General features: G+C 60.4%; 15 protein-coding genes, 1 other RNA gene and 1 CRISPR repeat array. Of the genes, 3 read left to right on the forward strand and 13 right to left on the reverse strand.

Annotated features, from left to right (window positions below; all coding sequences use genetic code 11):
- The first annotated feature begins 222 nt into the window (after positions 1 to 222).
- The 3 genes from ACRQEG_RS02225 (at position 223) to ssrA (ending at position 4,873) form a co-directional block, all read left to right on the forward strand.
- Positions 223 to 1,272, forward strand: coding sequence for a hypothetical protein (locus ACRQEG_RS02225; protein WP_284891808.1), 1,050 nt, complete (start codon positions 223 to 225; stop codon positions 1,270 to 1,272).
- Between the two features lie 243 nt (positions 1,273 to 1,515).
- Complete coding sequence (locus ACRQEG_RS02230; RefSeq protein WP_435733764.1) at positions 1,516 to 2,289, forward strand: hypothetical protein; 774 nt, start codon at positions 1,516 to 1,518, stop codon at positions 2,287 to 2,289.
- A 61-nt stretch (positions 2,290 to 2,350) separates the two neighbouring features.
- A CRISPR array of direct repeats spans positions 2,351 to 4,091; the repeat unit is 29 nt; unit sequence GGAATTACCCCCGCTTGCGCGGGGAAGAG.
- Between the two features lie 406 nt (positions 4,092 to 4,497).
- Positions 4,498 to 4,873, forward strand: a transfer-messenger RNA (tmRNA) gene (gene ssrA, locus ACRQEG_RS02235).
- 203 nt (positions 4,874 to 5,076) lie between these two features.
- On the opposite strand, the gene smpB is transcribed toward ssrA, so the two are convergent.
- The 13 genes from smpB to ACRQEG_RS02300 form a co-directional block, all read right to left on the reverse strand.
- Positions 5,077 to 5,607: an SsrA-binding protein SmpB gene (smpB, locus tag ACRQEG_RS02240; protein ID WP_206435387.1), complete on the reverse strand. Its 531-nt coding sequence runs from the start codon at positions 5,605 to 5,607 to the stop codon at positions 5,077 to 5,079.
- Positions 5,608 to 5,623: 16 nt separating this feature from the next.
- Positions 5,624 to 6,319: a YrzE family protein gene (locus ACRQEG_RS02245; protein ID WP_284891803.1), complete on the reverse strand. Its 696-nt coding sequence runs from the start codon at positions 6,317 to 6,319 to the stop codon at positions 5,624 to 5,626.
- 101 nt (positions 6,320 to 6,420) lie between these two features.
- On the reverse strand, positions 6,421 to 7,734 hold the full coding sequence (locus ACRQEG_RS02250) for a M23 family metallopeptidase (protein WP_274733533.1): 1,314 nt from the start codon (positions 7,732 to 7,734) through the stop codon (positions 6,421 to 6,423).
- 86 nt (positions 7,735 to 7,820) lie between these two features.
- Entirely contained in the window at positions 7,821 to 8,735 is a 915-nt protein-coding gene (gene ftsX / locus ACRQEG_RS02255) for a permease-like cell division protein FtsX (RefSeq protein WP_126135352.1), read from the reverse strand.
- Positions 8,735 to 9,427, reverse strand: coding sequence for a cell division ATP-binding protein FtsE (gene ftsE, locus ACRQEG_RS02260; protein WP_016442972.1), 693 nt, complete (start codon positions 9,425 to 9,427; stop codon positions 8,735 to 8,737). Before ftsE ends, ftsX begins: the two co-directional genes overlap by 1 nt.
- Before the next feature lie 169 nt (positions 9,428 to 9,596).
- Positions 9,597 to 10,748 carry a peptide chain release factor 2 gene (gene prfB, locus ACRQEG_RS02265; protein ID WP_274735633.1) on the reverse strand — a complete coding sequence of 384 codons (1,152 nt, stop codon included), beginning with the start codon at positions 10,746 to 10,748 and terminating at the stop codon, positions 9,597 to 9,599.
- 9 nt (positions 10,749 to 10,757) lie between these two features.
- The gene (locus ACRQEG_RS02270) at positions 10,758 to 11,189 is read right to left on the reverse strand and encodes a hypothetical protein (protein WP_274735634.1); all 432 of its coding nucleotides are present in this window, start codon (positions 11,187 to 11,189) and stop codon (positions 10,758 to 10,760) included.
- Positions 11,186 to 11,626 (reverse strand): hypothetical protein, encoded by a 441-nt coding sequence (locus tag ACRQEG_RS02275; protein ID WP_435730709.1) that lies wholly within the window; start codon positions 11,624 to 11,626, stop codon positions 11,186 to 11,188. Before ACRQEG_RS02275 ends, ACRQEG_RS02270 begins: the two co-directional genes overlap by 4 nt.
- The gene (locus ACRQEG_RS02280; protein WP_435730708.1) at positions 11,623 to 12,117 is read right to left on the reverse strand and encodes a hypothetical protein; all 495 of its coding nucleotides are present in this window, start codon (positions 12,115 to 12,117) and stop codon (positions 11,623 to 11,625) included. The genes ACRQEG_RS02275 and ACRQEG_RS02280 overlap by 4 nt, the downstream gene beginning before the upstream one ends.
- Entirely contained in the window at positions 12,114 to 12,326 is a 213-nt protein-coding gene (locus ACRQEG_RS02285) for a hypothetical protein (RefSeq protein WP_435730707.1), read from the reverse strand. The genes ACRQEG_RS02280 and ACRQEG_RS02285 overlap by 4 nt, the downstream gene beginning before the upstream one ends.
- A gap of 41 nt (positions 12,327 to 12,367) precedes the next feature.
- Positions 12,368 to 13,273 carry a type II secretion system F family protein gene (locus ACRQEG_RS02290; protein ID WP_435730706.1) on the reverse strand — a complete coding sequence of 302 codons (906 nt, stop codon included), beginning with the start codon at positions 13,271 to 13,273 and terminating at the stop codon, positions 12,368 to 12,370.
- 15 nt (positions 13,274 to 13,288) lie between these two features.
- Positions 13,289 to 14,269 (reverse strand): type II secretion system F family protein, encoded by a 981-nt coding sequence (locus tag ACRQEG_RS02295; protein ID WP_435730705.1) that lies wholly within the window; start codon positions 14,267 to 14,269, stop codon positions 13,289 to 13,291.
- 2 nt (positions 14,270 to 14,271) lie between these two features.
- Positions 14,272 to 15,477, reverse strand: coding sequence for a TadA family conjugal transfer-associated ATPase (locus ACRQEG_RS02300; RefSeq protein ID WP_435730704.1), 1,206 nt, complete (start codon positions 15,475 to 15,477; stop codon positions 14,272 to 14,274).
- Positions 15,478 to 15,594: the final 117 nt, after the last annotated feature.

Genomic DNA, 15,594 nt, shown 5'->3' on the forward strand with positions numbered 1-15,594 from the left:
ACTCAGCCATGCCCGATGCGCGCGACGCCATCATCACCGCAATCCGGCCGCGAAAAGGCGTGTTTTCTTATTTTCGCGCGGCTGCTTGTCTCATCTTCGCCCATAGAATGCGCGGCATGTGAGGGAACTAAGTCCCACCGATTTAGCGCGACGACGACGCCACTTCGCCTACCAGCACATATGCCACGATGCGCGAAAAAACTGGTTGTGAGAGACTGAAGCATGGCCGAAGAAATGCGCGTTATCACACCTAAATATCAAGCTACGCTGGAACCGCCGGTTATCGGGGCTGTCCTCGTGGACGCGTCCGTCAGCTACGACGGCTTACCGGTGGCGATCTGGAGCACGGACGAGGATTATCACAAGTTTTTTGGGAGGTCCGACGATGGCTGTTACCCTAATGTGCATATGAATGGTGTTGTTGACGCTCTGCTGACACAGCATAACGGTACCGGCAAAGTTACCCAGAAAACACCTATTTTTCGATTCCCGGTTTGCTTCCCCCATATCCAATCCTTACCTTCGGGAGCTTTTCTTCTTGTCGGGTCACGGTGCCGATGGCACGCAACGGAGAATCGTGCTGACCACAACGCTTTCATCTACGATGTCGAAGGCAAACTAATCAGAAGCGGGACTGTTGGGGATGGAGTTACCGATGTCCAAGCGCTCAGCGATGGTACTTTCTGGACTGGGTATTTCTATGAAGGAATTATCGGTAATAACGGATGGCATGCGCAGTTGCGCCCAAATGACGCGGATAAGGAAACTCGCGAACCAATCGGAGAGTGTGGATTGATCCGCTGGGACAGCAACTTCGAGAGCGTTTGGCGCTACCCTACTGCTGAGGAGCTAACGCCCACCTTTGGTAAAGAGCTTGCCCGCCATGCATATATCGACGACCATCGCGCGTTGCACTGTACCGATAAGGTCTCAACAATATGCCCAAATTACGACTTTGCCATCACGAGCATTGCCGGCGATCAGGTCACACGTATTGTTGAAACCCACGGTGCACTACACGACATTCGTGGCCTTGCCGTATCAGGTTCACACATTCTGGCCTACTGTGTGGAGCATGGTGGAGATCACTACTTCGTCTTGTCAGATACGACGAACGGGTATCAAGAAATTGAGAAGTGCCACATCGATTCTCCAGAAGAAGTTTATGGTCCGTGGTGGCTTGCGAGTTGCCGCGATTCAAAAATACATTGGATTGACGATTTTGGCGTGTGGTTCACTGTGGATATCAACGATGTGTGGCCGGATGAGTAGCGTGACAAGGTACGGCGTCGTCGTACCCTAGCGCGAAAAAGTGACGCGACAGAAAGACTGAAGAAATGCGCATTATCACGCCCCGGTACCAAGCCACTCTGCAAGCACCGGTTACGGGCGCGATTCTTCGAGCGTAACGAGAATTTTCCGCGGGTTTTCGTTTCTGAAGACGCGGTCGCGATTTTCGTGCTGCATAATCTGGACGGGACGGTACGCATTGCTTCTACGCCCGTCGATCTACCCGTGTCCGTTCCTGATGTTCAATACTTGCCTAACGGCACATTCCTCGCCGTTGGCGCGCGATGCCGGTGGTCCAGCGACCGGCGCGAGGCCACCCACAATGCCTACATCTACACTGCGGGCGGGGAGCTGGTGCGATCCGGAGTACTCGGTGATGGCATCCAGGATGTCCAAGCCCTCAGCGATGGCACCATCTGGACGAGTTATTTCGATGAAGGAGTTTTCGGTAACTTCGGTTGGGACTTCGGAGTACGCGGAGAGAAAAGCGGAGAGGCGGAAAACCTTGCGCTTGGGTTTTGCGGGCTCTGCCGCTGGAATAGCGAACTACAAGCGGAATGGCTCTATCCTGACTGGCATGATGTAGAACCGGAGTTCGGCGAGGACTTGGCCCGCCTGACCTTTATTGCCGATTGCTACGCCATGAACTGCACCGATGAGCGGACGATCATTTGCCCCTATTCCGATTTCCCATTGGTCACAATTGAAAAAGATCGGATTACACGGATCGTTGATACTCGCAAGGAAATACCGCGGCTGAGAGGCTTGGCAGTTTCGGGACATCGTGTACTCGCCTACGGTGATTATCGCGAACCCATCTGCGCCCTTGCAGATACGAGCGACGGATACCACGAAATCACGCGCTACCAGGTGCAACACACGTCCGATGCCAAACTCCCCTATTACCCCGCCGGGTCCCGCGGCTCCGCGATCCACTTCATCGACAGCCTTCGACGGTGGTTTGTTCTGGATGTCGACGAGGTGTGGAGCGAGGTGTAGGAGGACCTGGCCAAGCGCGGTAAGCCGCAAGGCACACGGCACACGGCACACGGCACACGCTGGAGTTTCCTCCGCTTGCGCGGGGAAGATTTGTAGAACGATCCGTTGGTGACGACCATGACGGAATTACCCCCGCTTGGGCGGGGAAGAGGCCGACGTCGCCAGTGGCACCCGCATCTCCCTAGAATTACCCCCGCCGGCGCGGGGAAGAGGGCCTAGCGGTTATCGAGGGGCCAAGCTACAAGGAATTACCCCCGCCTGCGCGGGGAACAGGTTGCTGCCATTATTCCATTCCTTTCACGGGGGGGGAATTACCCCCGCCTGCGCGGGGAACAGATCGCGGCCGACGTCAAAACATCCGCCGAGTTAGAATTACCCCCGCCTGCGCGGGGAACAGCCGAGCACCCGCGAGAGCGGGATGTTGTAGGCGGAATTACCCCCGCTTGCGCGGGGAACAGACGCGGCCTTGAACTTGACCGGCACGAGCGCGGGAATTACCCCCGCTTGCGCGGGGAACAGGGCCCGCCCACACCCGCAAACTCAACCCCCCCCAGGAATTACCCCCGCTTGCGCGGGGAACAGCCCCGACCCCGCCCGCACTCAACCCGAAACCCGGAATTACCCCCGCTTGCGCGGGGAACAGCGAATTTCTCCAGCTCTTTACGCGCCTGCCCCGGAATTACCCCCGCTTGCGCGGGGAACAGGGACGGCGGCGGCCATCATCTTTACTTTGCCGGGAATTACCCCCGCTTGCGCGGGGAACAGTACGGATATGCCCGCCCGGCGAAACTATCGCTGGAATTACCCCCGCTTGCGCGGGGAAGAGTCCAGCAAGCCGCCAGCTATGGAGAGCGCACAGGAATTACCCCCGCTTGCGCGGGGAAGAGGAGCGCGGCCGCGGTGGTCGCTGCTTCCACCGGGAATTACCCCCGCTTGCGCGGGGAAGAGGCATGGACGGTGGCGGCGTTTTCCTTGAAAACAGAATTACCCCCGCTTGCGCGGGGAAGAGCGAGGTCAAGCCCTGCGCCTTCCACCATCTGAGGAATTACCCCCGCTTGCGCGGGGAAGAGGTGGCGGTCTTGAGCATGTAGGGGGTCATTTGGGAATTACCCCCGCTTGCGCGGGGAAGAGGAGACTGTTTCTGGGTATCGGTTTACGCCGACGGAATTACCCCCGCTTGCGCGGGGAAGAGATTCGATGAGAGTGAGGATTGATAGATTTTCTGGAATTACCCCCGCTTGCGCGGGGAAGAGAGGTAACACCATGGGTTCAACTCGCATTAAAGGGAATTACCCCCGCTTGCGCGGGGAAGAGAGGCTGGCTAGGGTGCGGATGCCGTAGAGGACGGAATTACCCCCGCTTGCGCGGGGAAGAGGCCGGGTCACGGCAAGCCGGGGACGGCTTACTGGAATTACCCCCGCTTGCGCGGGGAAGAGAACGCAATGACCGTGGCGGGGCCTAATTCGCCGGAATTACCCCCGCTTGCGCGGGGAAGAGCGAAGTTCGACGAAACCCTCACCGACAGCGACGGAATTACCCCCGCTTGCGCGGGGAAGAGTTCCTTGAAGCTAAGCGTGGTAATCGGCATGGGGAATTACCCCCGCTTGCGCGGGGAAGAGTGAAACGATTTTCGAATATGAGACCGATGGAAGGAATTACCCCCGCTTGCGCGGGGAAGAGCGAAAATCTGAGCCCGGAAGAACGCGAAAAGGCGAATTACCCCCGCTTGCGCGGGGAAGAGTCATTGACCATTTGCACGCTAATGATAGGGATAGAATTACCCCCGCTTGCGCGGGGAAGAGACTGCCTGACCTGGTCGTTTATCCGCGGCAGGCCTGGAAAACAGGCTGGAACAGAGTTCCAGATTTGCGGTTCTCTGCGAGATATACCCGGTACGTCGGCCCGCCGGACATTGCAGCCATGTCAGTTCCCATTTCTTAAATTTAGCTTATTCTGCCCTGTTCGTCGTTATCGTACACAGGGGGATACTTCTGCGTATCAGGTTTGACTATTGCGACAACAACACTTTCAGGCCCGGCGGGCACCACTGCGGTGGCATATATATTTCTTCACCTCAGAAAAGGCACTGGATTCTAAGTACATTGCCAGCGGGAATAGCGCATACGGCGTCGTCGTTGTAGACTAATGAATCCACCGCGCTAGTGGCATTGAGTGCCGGGCGGGTGGAACTGTTTGATAACAGCATACGGGGATGATCGGTTTCGACGGCGGTAGTTAGTCGGAGGGAAGCGGGCCGAGGATGTAGAGTCATCTCGATAACGCGTCTCTGCAAACCAATAGGTGCCAAGAACAAGAGCACCGATTTCGCCCTCGCTGCCTAAGCTAAGCGACCTGCGAAATCTGCTGAACTAGGTGTGCTTTCCGCCTAGACCTCAGCATCGCTTAGAAAGCCACTGGTGAGTACGTTTGCTACGGGCGTGCTCGCGACACCAACATAGATAGGTTCGTCAGGGCCTGGTTCGTGTGGAACCCTGGAGCCGAAAACAACTATCAACGAACTGCGCCCGGAGAATACTCCTTTGGCTATCGTCGGACCCGGGTTCGATTCCCGGCATCTCCACTAATCATGAGCACCCACTCCGATTTTTCGGCGCGGGTGCTCATTTTTCTTTGGTAGTTCCGCTAAATTCCAGAATGAAGGAGCGTGATTCGCCAGGAATCCTCGCGAAGCCCCGATTGGCCAGTGCATCGCCGCCACTATAGGCGCGCATCGATTCACACCCATCCTTCAATAGCGAAAGCTCTTCACCACGTTACCACGGTCAGCTACCGCACCAGCCCTTCGCGGCGCCTAGCTGCAGACATGGCCCGCTGTGCCTCCCGGTCTGCTTCGCGCCGGCGGATTGTCTCGCGCTTATCCCATTCCTGCTTGCCCTTGGCCACCGCGATTTCCAGCTTGGCGAGCCCGCGCACGAAGTACAGCTCGAGGGGCACAATCGTATACCCCTTCGCCTCGACCGCCCGCGCCAGCTTCTCAATCTCCGATTTGTGCAGCAGCAGGCGCCGTTTGCGGGTGGGCGCGTGATTCGTCCACGTCCCCATCGCGTAAATCGGGATATTGATCCCGTGCGCGTACACCTGCCCGCGGTCCACCTCAATCCAGCCATCCACTAGCGAGGCCCGCCCCATGCGCAGCGCCTTCACCTCGGTGCCGGATAGCGACATCCCCGCCTCAAAGGTGTCCTCAATGAAATAGTCGTGCCGCGCTTTCTTATTGCGCGCGATCACCTGATGCGCATCGGCCGCGGCTTTCGCCTGCTGGGCCGCGCTCAGCTTCCCCGCTTTTTTCTTCGCCACTCGGGCTTTCTCCGTTCTAATCCTTAAGCTCGCGCTGGTCTGTGATGAGGAGCCATACAAAAACAAGGGTTCCGGCCAGCAGCACCACCGCCGGCGCGCTCACGTCCAGTAGATGATCGGTGAAGAACGACGGCGCAGCTGCCGCATCAGTATTCACCGTCAAAGTGATAATCAATCCAATAACAAAAGTAGTCACGCCGGTAGCTACCCCGGCCACCGCGATCCCCCGCCGCGTGGAGATCGTATTAATCATGCGGCGTACCATCGCCAGCACAATGAGCGCCGCGAAACCGACCGCGAAAAGCAGCGTCCCCACCGCGTAAGGCGAATCGGTGATAGCAGCTCGATCCCACACGAACCAGGCGAGCACGAGCGCCAGCACCCCGGTGAGCACCTCGTAGGCCGTTGCTTTACGCTGCCCGCGCGCGTAGCGCTTCTCCAATTGCCGCCGCGAATACTCGCTCACATCTGCCTTCTGCTTTTTCTTCGCCGGCGCGGGCACATCGGGCGAACCAGACGCGGGTGCGTCCTGACGCGGCGAACCGAAGCTTACCTCGGTGGTTGCAACCGGTGTTTCAGCACCGGCCGGAACCGCGTCCTCCTCCATCACCCGAGGTTGGACCAGTTCTTCTGCTTCCGACGCGGTGTCAGGCACGTGCGAGGCCGCGGCGGTGGTGGGAGCGGGATCGGTCGAGCCGTGTGCTTGTGTCATGACATCCTCATTCGTCGATTCGTGGTTAGGTGGTCAGCTACGCCAACGCGCTGGGCTAGCCAATATGCAGGGCTCGCCAGTGCTCCAGCGTTTCCGGCGCGTTATTCGTAGAATCCCGGCAGGGACATCGGGTCGATGACCACGCCGTCCTGCCACACCTCAAAGTGTACGTGGCAGCCGGTGACCATGCCCGTCATTCCCGTCCAACCGATCACATCGCCCTGGCCCACGCTCTGCCCCACGGACACGTTGAAGCCAGAGAGATGGTTGTAAACCACCACGTAGGACGAGCCATTGATATAGCCGAGGTTGAGAATGACCTGGTTGCCGTGCGTGCCATTACCGGAGGCCGGCCGCACCGCAGCCACCACGCCGGCAGCCGCCGCATATTGCGGGTTACCGCAGGCTGAACGCAAGTCCACGCCCTCGTGCATCCACCAGCCGCCGTCGAAGGGATAGACCCGCATCCCGAAGGGCGAGGTCACATACAGCGGGGCGGGCACCGGTGGGATGAGTGCTCCGGAGGCCGCCGGAGGCGCCGCCGGGGCACCTCCCCCGCCGCCCTGGGCTGCTGCTTCCGCGGCGCGCCGCCGGTTTTCTTCGTCAATGCGGGCAATCTGCGCGGCGGTGTCATCGCGGGCCGCGTTCATGGCCGAAAGCGAATTCTGGAATTCTCCGCGCCGCGCCTCCAGGGCTTGGGATTGCTGGGTGACAGAAGCTTCGAGATCCGCGAGTTCCTTGGTGCGGGCCGCGGCTGCTGCTTCTTTCGATTTCTTTTCCGCCACGGCGGCGTCCGCCTGGCTCTTGAGCTGGGAGATCTCCCCTTGCACTGCCTTTTGCCGCTGGGCGCGGGTCCGGTTCGCCGCCGTTGTTTGGGTGACGTCGGTGAGAGTTTGGGATTGCACCCGGGTAATAGCTTGGTTCGCGGAAAGCGCGTTGAAGAAATCCGCGCTCGACTTCGCGCCGATGAGGAGCTCCACGGTAGAAACCCGGTTATCCCCGCGGTATTCAGAACGCGCGATCTCACCGAGGTTATCGCGCGTTTCGCTCAGTTTCTTCTCTCCTTGCGCAATGGAGGAGGTGATGGAATCGAGTTCACCTTCGGCGGCATCCAGGCGCGCACCGATCTTTTCTTGTTCGCGCTGGGCTGCTGCGGCGTCGTTCTGCGCCTGCAATAATGCGGCCTGCGCCCCGGGAACCTGCGCCTGCGTTTCTTGCAGCTTGAGGTAGACGTTCTGCAAATCCACGTCCACGCCCTCGAGGGAGGACCGCAGATTCTCAATTTCCGCTTCCTGCTGTTCTTGCTGGCGGACGAGGTCGTCGCGGTCATCGGCACGCGCCGGCGTCGCTAACCCGGCGACGCCCAGCGCACCTGCTGCCAGCGCCCCCAGCCATCGTCTGCTCCCGATTCTCACCGGATCACCTTTCCTATATGTATCTCTGTTAGCGACCGTACCGTCATGGTGAGCGACGACGCCGCGGCGCCGTCGCCCCACTTCCGTTACACGCGTGCGTACCTGCGCAAAGCGATCCAGGATGCCAGGCCGGACACCACTACCGAACCGATAAGCAGCCAGGGCGCCACCTGGAGGGCTTCGCTCACGCCAATCACCCGAATCCACGGCAGCGATTGGGAAATCCAGTCTTCCAGCAGGAATTTCGCTGCCAGCCACAGCCCTCCGACCGCGAAAATCGCGCCGACGAGTGAGGCGATAATTCCCTCGAGGATGAAGGGCAGCTCGATAAAGAAATTCGAGGCGCCCACGTAGCGCATAATCCCCGTTTCGTTACGCCGCGACATTGCCGAGAGGCGAATCGTGGTGGGAATGAGGAGAAGCGCGGTGAGGATCATGACCGCGGCCAGTCCGCCGGCAATCGCGGTGAAGCGGTTGAGGGTGGCGAAAACCGGCTCGATTTGTTCGCGCTGGTCGTACACGCTCTGCACTCCGGGGCGGTTGCCGAGGTCTTCCACGAGCACCTGGTACTTTTCCGGGTCGTGGAGTTTGACGCGGAAGGAAACTTGCATTTGGTCGGCGGTGACGGTGTCACGCCAGACCGAATCGCCCATTTGTTCGCGGTAATTGGCGAAGGCTTCTTCTTTAGTTTCGAATTCGTAGCGCTCCACCTGGGACGCAAGCGGTTCGGTGGTCAGGGCGGTATCGATAGCTTTGATTTGTTCCTCGGTGGCTTCGTTACCTGCGCATGGTTCGGTGGCGTCATTTGCCGCGCACATGAACACCGAGACTTCCACCTGGCTGTACCAATCGGCACGCAGGTGGCTGATCTGGGTTTGGAGTAGCGCTGCCGCGCCCACAAAAAGGAGGGAAACGAAGGTGACGAGGGAAACCGAGGCAGCCATCGCCTTGTTATTGATAAGTCCCTTGAATGTTTGGGACAGGACGAAACGACTGCGCATTAGTGTTGCCCTCCTCCGTACTGGCCGCGATCCTGATCGCGAACGATCACGCCGTTGGCCAGCTCAATGACGCGTTTACGCATCTGGTTGACGACGCTGGCATCGTGCGTGGCCATAACCACCGTGGTGCCCGAGCGGTTGATACGGTCCAGGAGGCGCATAATCGACAGCCCGGTGTTTTGGTCCAGGTTTCCGGTCGGTTCGTCAGCGAGGAGAATTTCGGGGCGGTTGACCATGGCGCGGGCAATAGCCACGCGCTGCTGTTCCCCACCGGAAAGTTCGTTCATGCGGCGGCGTTCCTTGCCGTCCAGGCCCACCATTTCCAGCACTTCCGGAACTTCGGTGCGGATGCGGTGGCGCGGAGCCCCGATGACCTGAAGCGCGAGTGCCACGTTATCGTGCACGTTCTTATCGGGAAGGAGCCGGAAATCTTGGAACACCGTACCGATACGGCGCCGCAGGAAGGGGACACGCCGCTGGGAGACCGTGGCGAGGTCCTTGCCGAGCACCTCAATTTTTCCGGATGTTGGCCGTTCGGCAACGTTGATGAGCGAAAGCATCGTTGATTTTCCCGAACCGGAGGGGCCCACGAGGAAAACGAATTCGCCGCGGTCAATATCCGCGCTTACCGAGTCCAGCGCGGGTTTCGCGCCCTTCTGGTAGAGCTTCGTCACCTTGGTAAATGTGATCATAAACTTGCCCTTAGATTACTACTATCGTGCTTTACCCTACGGAACAGGCCGCGAAATCGCGCGGGACGCGCCGCGTACTCGCAAAAGACGCGTCAATCACTCGTGCACCCGCCGCGTGCTCGTGCACCTTACTACTCGGTATGCGCGGTGCGGTCGCGTTATTCACCGTCTACTCCCCCACGTTATTACTTGTCTTTTCCCCTGCCTTTTCGCCCGTGGCACGCCAGCGGATACCAGCGTCGATAAAACCGTCAATATCACCATCAAAAATAGCGTCGGTATTCCCCGATTCGTACCCGGTACGCAGATCCTTGACCATCTGGTAGGGCTGGAGCACGTAGGACCGCATCTGATCCCCCCACGAAGCCTTAATATCTCCGCGTAGTTCCTTCTTTTCGCGTGCTTCCTCTTCCTGTTTGAGCAGGAGTAGGCGCGATTGCAAGACCCGCATAGCGGCGGCCCGGTTTTGAATCTGAGATTTCTCATCCTGCATCGAGACCACGATCCCGGTGGGCAGGTGGGTGATACGTACCGCAGAATCGGTGGTATTCACGGATTGGCCGCCCGGCCCCGAGGAACGGAACACATCAATGCGGATATCGGTATCAGGAATATCGATATGGTCAGTTTGCTCGATAAGAGGAATAACCTCGACGGCGGCAAAGGAGGTCTGGCGCCGGCCCTGGTTATCAAAAGGCGAGATGCGCACCAGCCGGTGGGTCCCCGCTTCCACCGAGAGGGTGCCATAGGCATAGGGTGCGCTCACCTCAAAGGTGGTCGATTTCAATCCGGCCTCTTCGGCGTAGGAGGTGTCGAGCACTTTGGTGGCGTAGCCGCTACGTTCGGCCCAGCGCAGGTACATGCGTTGGAGCATCTGCGCGAAATCGGCCGCGTCCACTCCCCCGGCCCCGGAACGAATAGTTACCACGGCATCACGTTCATCGTATTTGCCGGAGAGCAGGGTGCGGATGTGGAGTTCTTCCAGCGCCTTTTCTGTGCTTGTCATTTCTTCGCCGAGCGCTTCGTAGAGTTCCCGAGCCGAAGCCGGATCTGAAAGCTCTTCTTCTTGCGCTATTTCGAGCAGCGCACCGGCATCCTCGATACGCGCGCGCATGGTCTCAAGTTTCTCCAGTTCACTTTGGGCGTGGGAGAGTTTCGAGGTGACTTCTTGGGCACGGGCGGTATCATCCCAGAGCCCGGGAGCGGAGGATTCTTCCGTCAGCGCGGCGATACGCGCGGTGAGGCCCTCCACATCGGTCACCGCTTCGATTTGGTGAAAAACACTGCGTAGATGGTCAAGACGTTCGGAAAAATCACTCACGGCATAAGGCTACCTCAGGTCAAGGCGCGCCCGGGCCTGCGCGCGGAGTGGAACGGGCAGGTCCAGTACCGGCAGCCGCACCGTTTTTTCCAGGGCGACGACGACGCCGGCGCTATCCGCGCCGGTATCTGGCAGCACGCGCTCCGCGGGACATGTTGCGGCAGCGAGCTGGCGCACGGTGGTGGTGCTGGGATGACAATCGGCCAGGGGCGCGCTGCTGAAATAGCATTCGCGAGTGATCTCTTGGCTGATCGCGAGCGCGGCGGAATCGGCCTGCCCCTGGAGCGCGTGCCGAGCGGTGAGGACGGTGGCGAGGTAGATAAAACCCAAGCACAGTAGGGCGCTGAGCGCCCAGGTTCCCAGGCCGAGGATGAGGATATTGCCGCGTTCCCGGGGTGTTGCTCGTGCCCGCAGTGCCGGAGATTTCGCCAGGGTGTTCACGGCCGCGCCTGTCGAAAACGATCCACGGTTGTTGAGGCACTCTGCTCGATAAGAACAGTGCGCCCAAAATAAACGAGCGGAACCGAGACCCCGACCGTGACGGTGATACGTGCTCCCGGGCTTAGGCACGGGTGGGCGGAGCAGGAGATCCGCGGGGGCGCGCCGCTTAGGGTGGCGCCGCTAACCGCGGCATCGCTCACCGCGGCGTGAACAACCGCCCGAGCTCGCGCTGTTCCACTGGCCGTGTTGTCCGCGGTTGCGAAACTGCGGGCTGCTTCCTGGGCTGCCTGCGCAGCGACCGCGCGGGCGCGGTTAATCCCGGTGCTTTCCACGGTAAATATGAAGAGCGGGAGAACAAGCACAACGAGGATAGCGAAGGCTTCCAGAGTTCCGTTTCCTTTTTCGCGGGTGCTTCGGTACCTCACCTGGTTTTTCATAACGGTGATCCTTTCGCGGGTGGAGGGTGGGTGTGCGCCCTACGAGCGGTGAGGACGTGTGCGTGGGCTCGCAGCTTGACTGGATGTGTTCCCAGGAGGGAGGAATATGTTCCGGCGATTTCGACCCGCAGGAATTCTTCTTCTCCGATGCGAATCGTGCTCGCGCTGGCTGTGCACTGGCAGGCGGGTAGGCGCGCGGTGATCTCCGCGGTGGCCTGGCCAGCTATCTCGGGCAGGCTGAGCTGGCGCACCGCTCCCGCGCGAGCGGCCCGTGCTGCGCAATCACGTATCTGTTCGATTGCAAAGACGCGGGATCCGAGAACCGCAAGCGCCAGGGCGGCGAGGACCATCCCCCCGGCGAGGAGGCAAAAATCGATGACTGCACTGCCGCGTTCAGAATCTGGCGCGCGAGGAAAGGGCGCGCTGGACACATGCTCTGCGGGGAGTGGCTTGCCGGAAAACAGCGCTGTGGGTTCAGGTATCGGTGTCATGAAAAACTCGAGATGCGTTCGATGGCGGTGGAGAAGAGGTTCGTGAGGGCCGGGCCGGCTATCGCCCAGATGGCGAGCACCAGGCCGACGGTCATGAGGGTGACAAGTACCCAGCCAGGCACGTCTCCGCGTTCCCGAGAATCCGGAATGGTCCACGTTGCGGCTGGTAGATCAGGGTGGATAAGCGCGCTGTGCGTGCTGACTGGCATAAGTAGTTCCTTTCGCTAGATAGGTTGGTTGTGGCGGTGGTTTATGGGGAGGTGAGGGGAAGAAAGGTGAGTCGGGCCAGGCCCGGGTAGAGGGCGATGACCACGATGAAGGGCAAGATGAGGAAAACAACGGGGATCATCATGAGGATTTCGCGGCGGCCTCCACGTTCGAGGAGCTGGCGGCGGGCATAATCTCGTGCTTCTTCGGCTTGTACCCGCAAGGTGTCTGCGAGCGGAGAGCCGTGGGCTAGTGCGGCAACTAAGGCTTCGCATAGGCTTTGCAAGGCCGGGTTGTGTACCCGTTCGTTAAGGTGGCGCACTGCGGTGGTAAGCGGGTCTCCGGCGTAGACGTCCCCGAGGGTCCGCCGCAGTTCTTTTCCCAGGGTTCCGCCGGCGAAGCTCGCAACATATTCAATAGCTCCCACGATGCTGGTACCTGCCCCGACCGCGATGCTCAGGAGGTGGGCAATATCGGGAAGTTCTGTGGTGATAGAGCCGTCGCGGCGGCGCAGGCGCGCGGTGAGCTGAGAGTCCACGCCGAGGATGGCGCCGATGAGGAAGAACACTGGGCAGGCGGTCGCGAGCGCAGCGGGTAATCCGCGGGCCAGGCAGGCTAGCCCGAACACGATACCGACCGCTCCCGCGAGTACTCCCGCGCGTAATTGGGCAAAGCGGAAGTCTGCGACGTCGCCCTCCCCTAAACGGTGGAGGCGGCCCGTGACCGATGCGTGAGTGGAACCGAATTTTTCCGCGCCGCGCAACAGTATTCTGATAATGCGATGGGGCAGGCGCGGGCGGGCACCGCCCAGGTAGGGCACGATGCGCGAAACCAGTGCGGGGCCTGGCCAGAGCCACCACCAGCCGAGGAGCACGAGGCCGGCCGCGCAGAGACTCCCGGTAAGTGCAGGGAGGGGTGCAGGAAGAAACGCGCGAAGGGGAAGAAGCATAGGAGCGGTCCCGTCCTATACTGCGGCGCGCCGGGCGCGACTGGGACGGGGCGGCGAGGACGAGCCGACCTGTGAGGCGGCTGGCGAAGCAGTGGGCAAGGTAGTAGGTAAGGCTCTCGGAGCGGATCTCGAAACCGATCCCGGCGCAGATCCCGGTGAGCCGGCCAGGACTCGTTGTTCTTCGGGGAGTCGGCCCAGGTGGAGCATGAGTCCGTAGGCAAGCAGTGTGGCGCCCAGGCCAAGCAGGAGGATGAGGGTGCCGGTTGGCGAGGTGAAGGCATCCATCGTGCCCGGCCTGGTGGAGAGCAGGAGGAGGACGAGCCACGGGGCAAGAGCGGCCACCCGTGCCCCGTTAACGGTCCATGATTGCCGGGCGAGGAGTTCACCCCGGGCCCGGTTTTCTGCGCGCAGGGATACCGCGAGCGATTCCAGGACGCGGGGTAGATCGTGGCCGCCGTGGCGCACCGCGAGTCGGAGAATTTCGAGGACCCGGTCCGATACCGGGTCGTGGAAGGAATCTTTGAGGCGGGTCAGGGAGGCATCAATACTTCCGGTTGTTTGCAGGTGAGTGGCGAAGGAGCGCATTGCGGGCGGGGCGTCTGGCCGAGTGGCGAGATAGAGAAGAGCTTCGGGGATAGTGCGCCCGGCACGCAGGGAAGAGAGCAGCTGATCGATACGGTCAGGCCAGGCCAGACGCTGCGCTTCCCTGGTTTTTCTCCCGGTGTGACGAGCATGCCAGAATGGCAGCCATATTCCTACCGTTCCTCCGGCTACGCCGAGGAAAGGATGACCGGTGGTGAGCAAGGCACCCAGGGCCAGTCCAAGACCGCAACACAGAGCTATCCCGAGTCTGCGTGTGGGAATGGTGATGCGCGGCTTTCTTTGACGCGCAGGCCAGCCCGAGCGATCCCGCCAGCCCGAGCGGTCCGGCGCGGACAGGGCGCGAATAACTGTGAGGATTCCGGTGGCAAGTAAAGCTCCTACGATCAGTCCCATGATCAACTCGCCTTCCTCGTAAGAATGTGGCCATCTGGCGCAAGACCTCCGACTTCCAGAATCTGGGTAACCCGGCGCTGCCCGCTGGCGGCACGCGCCACGTGAATGACGAGGCTGATGGTGGCGGCAACGGTGGGTGTGACGAAGTTCGGGGTAATATTTTCACCCGCGAGGAGGGGGAGGATCTCCAATTTGGCCAGGGCTTCCCGCGCACTGTTGGCGTGAATGGTGCAGGCCCCGGGAATACCCGCGTTGAGGGCCACAAGAAGATCGAAGGCTTCTGCTCCGCGTACTTCTCCGATCACGATGCGGTCCGGGCGCATACGTAGACTTTCACGCACGAGGTCACGGAGCGTCACCGCGCCGCGCCCTTCCAGGGAGGGCGGACGCGTTTGCATCGCAACAACATCGGGGAGGTCGATACCCAGCTCAAACACTTCCTCAGCGCTGATGAGGCGTTCTGTTGGTGGTATCGCGCCGAGCAGAGCACGTAAAAGAGTAGTTTTGCCGGCCCCCGTTGATCCCGATACCAAAATATTGCGCCCGGCGATCATGGCTGCGCTCAGATAGTCTGCCTGCTGCGCTTCTAACATGTGTACATCCACCAGATCACTAAGCTTGCGGGCCCGCACCGTGTATTTTCTGATATTGATCGCCCAGTGGCGTGCGGTGATATCGGGGATGGCCACGTGGAGGCGTTCTCCGCTAGGCAGCTGGGCATCGACAAAAGGGGTGGATAGGTCTAGACGCCGACCGGAAGCATAGAGCATCCGCTCGACCAAAGTGTGGATCTCACTTTCGGCCATGGTGAGATCAACACGGGCGGATACCCCGGCGCGGGCCACAAAAATCTTATCGGGGGCATTGATCCAGATTTCCTCCACCTGCGGGTCATCGAAGAATTTTTGTAGTGGTCCGTATCCGCCCAATTGGGAGATGAGGTGGGAGCGCACGCTCTCCGTATCCGCCAGTGCCGCGTGTTCCCCGCGCACTGATTCGTCATTAAACGTGGTGAGGGTTTCTCCCACGATGGTTTCCAGGAAGGCGGTATCCCGGCGGGGATCAATTCCGCGGTGCCGAATCGTTGCCCGAACTCGCTCTTCTATGGCCTGCCGGGTGGCGGAGGCAGGGCGATAAGCACGACTGGCCGCGTGCGCTGAGCGAGCCGAGGCGAGGCCCGCTGGCCCCGGATATGCCGTTTCGTGCATGGCGCCCCCTTTGGATATTCGGGTGGTGATCGTGGTGAGGTGCTCTCACTGTAGGGTCTCCCGCGTCCGGGAATAGCACCCAGCCGGCTGGCTGTGGATAGGGGATGCGTTTCGCGA

Source organism: Actinotignum stranguriae, assembly GCF_051265215.1.
Classification (GTDB): domain Bacteria; phylum Actinomycetota; class Actinomycetes; order Actinomycetales; family Actinomycetaceae; genus Actinotignum; species Actinotignum schaalii_C.

Bases quoted from the DNA above. Each gene is read 5' to 3' on its own strand.
- ACRQEG_RS02225 (WP_284891808.1), top strand. From the start codon at position 223: ATGGCCGAAGAAATGCGCGTTATCACACCTAAATATCAAGCTACGCTG.
- ACRQEG_RS02245 (WP_284891803.1), bottom strand. From the start codon at position 6,319: ATGACACAAGCACACGGCTCGACCGATCCCGCTCCCACCACCGCCGCG.
- ftsX (WP_126135352.1), bottom strand. From the start codon at position 8,735: ATGCGCAGTCGTTTCGTCCTGTCCCAAACATTCAAGGGACTTATCAAT.
- ftsE (WP_016442972.1), bottom strand. From the start codon at position 9,427: ATGATCACATTTACCAAGGTGACGAAGCTCTACCAGAAGGGCGCGAAA.
- ACRQEG_RS02275 (WP_435730709.1), bottom strand. From the start codon at position 11,626: ATGAAAAACCAGGTGAGGTACCGAAGCACCCGCGAAAAAGGAAACGGA.
- ACRQEG_RS02280 (WP_435730708.1), bottom strand. From the start codon at position 12,117: ATGACACCGATACCTGAACCCACAGCGCTGTTTTCCGGCAAGCCACTC.
- ACRQEG_RS02285 (WP_435730707.1), bottom strand. From the start codon at position 12,326: ATGCCAGTCAGCACGCACAGCGCGCTTATCCACCCTGATCTACCAGCC.
- ACRQEG_RS02290 (WP_435730706.1), bottom strand. From the start codon at position 13,273: ATGCTTCTTCCCCTTCGCGCGTTTCTTCCTGCACCCCTCCCTGCACTT.
- ACRQEG_RS02295 (WP_435730705.1), bottom strand. From the start codon at position 14,269: ATGGGACTGATCGTAGGAGCTTTACTTGCCACCGGAATCCTCACAGTT.
- ACRQEG_RS02300 (WP_435730704.1), bottom strand. From the start codon at position 15,477: ATGCACGAAACGGCATATCCGGGGCCAGCGGGCCTCGCCTCGGCTCGC.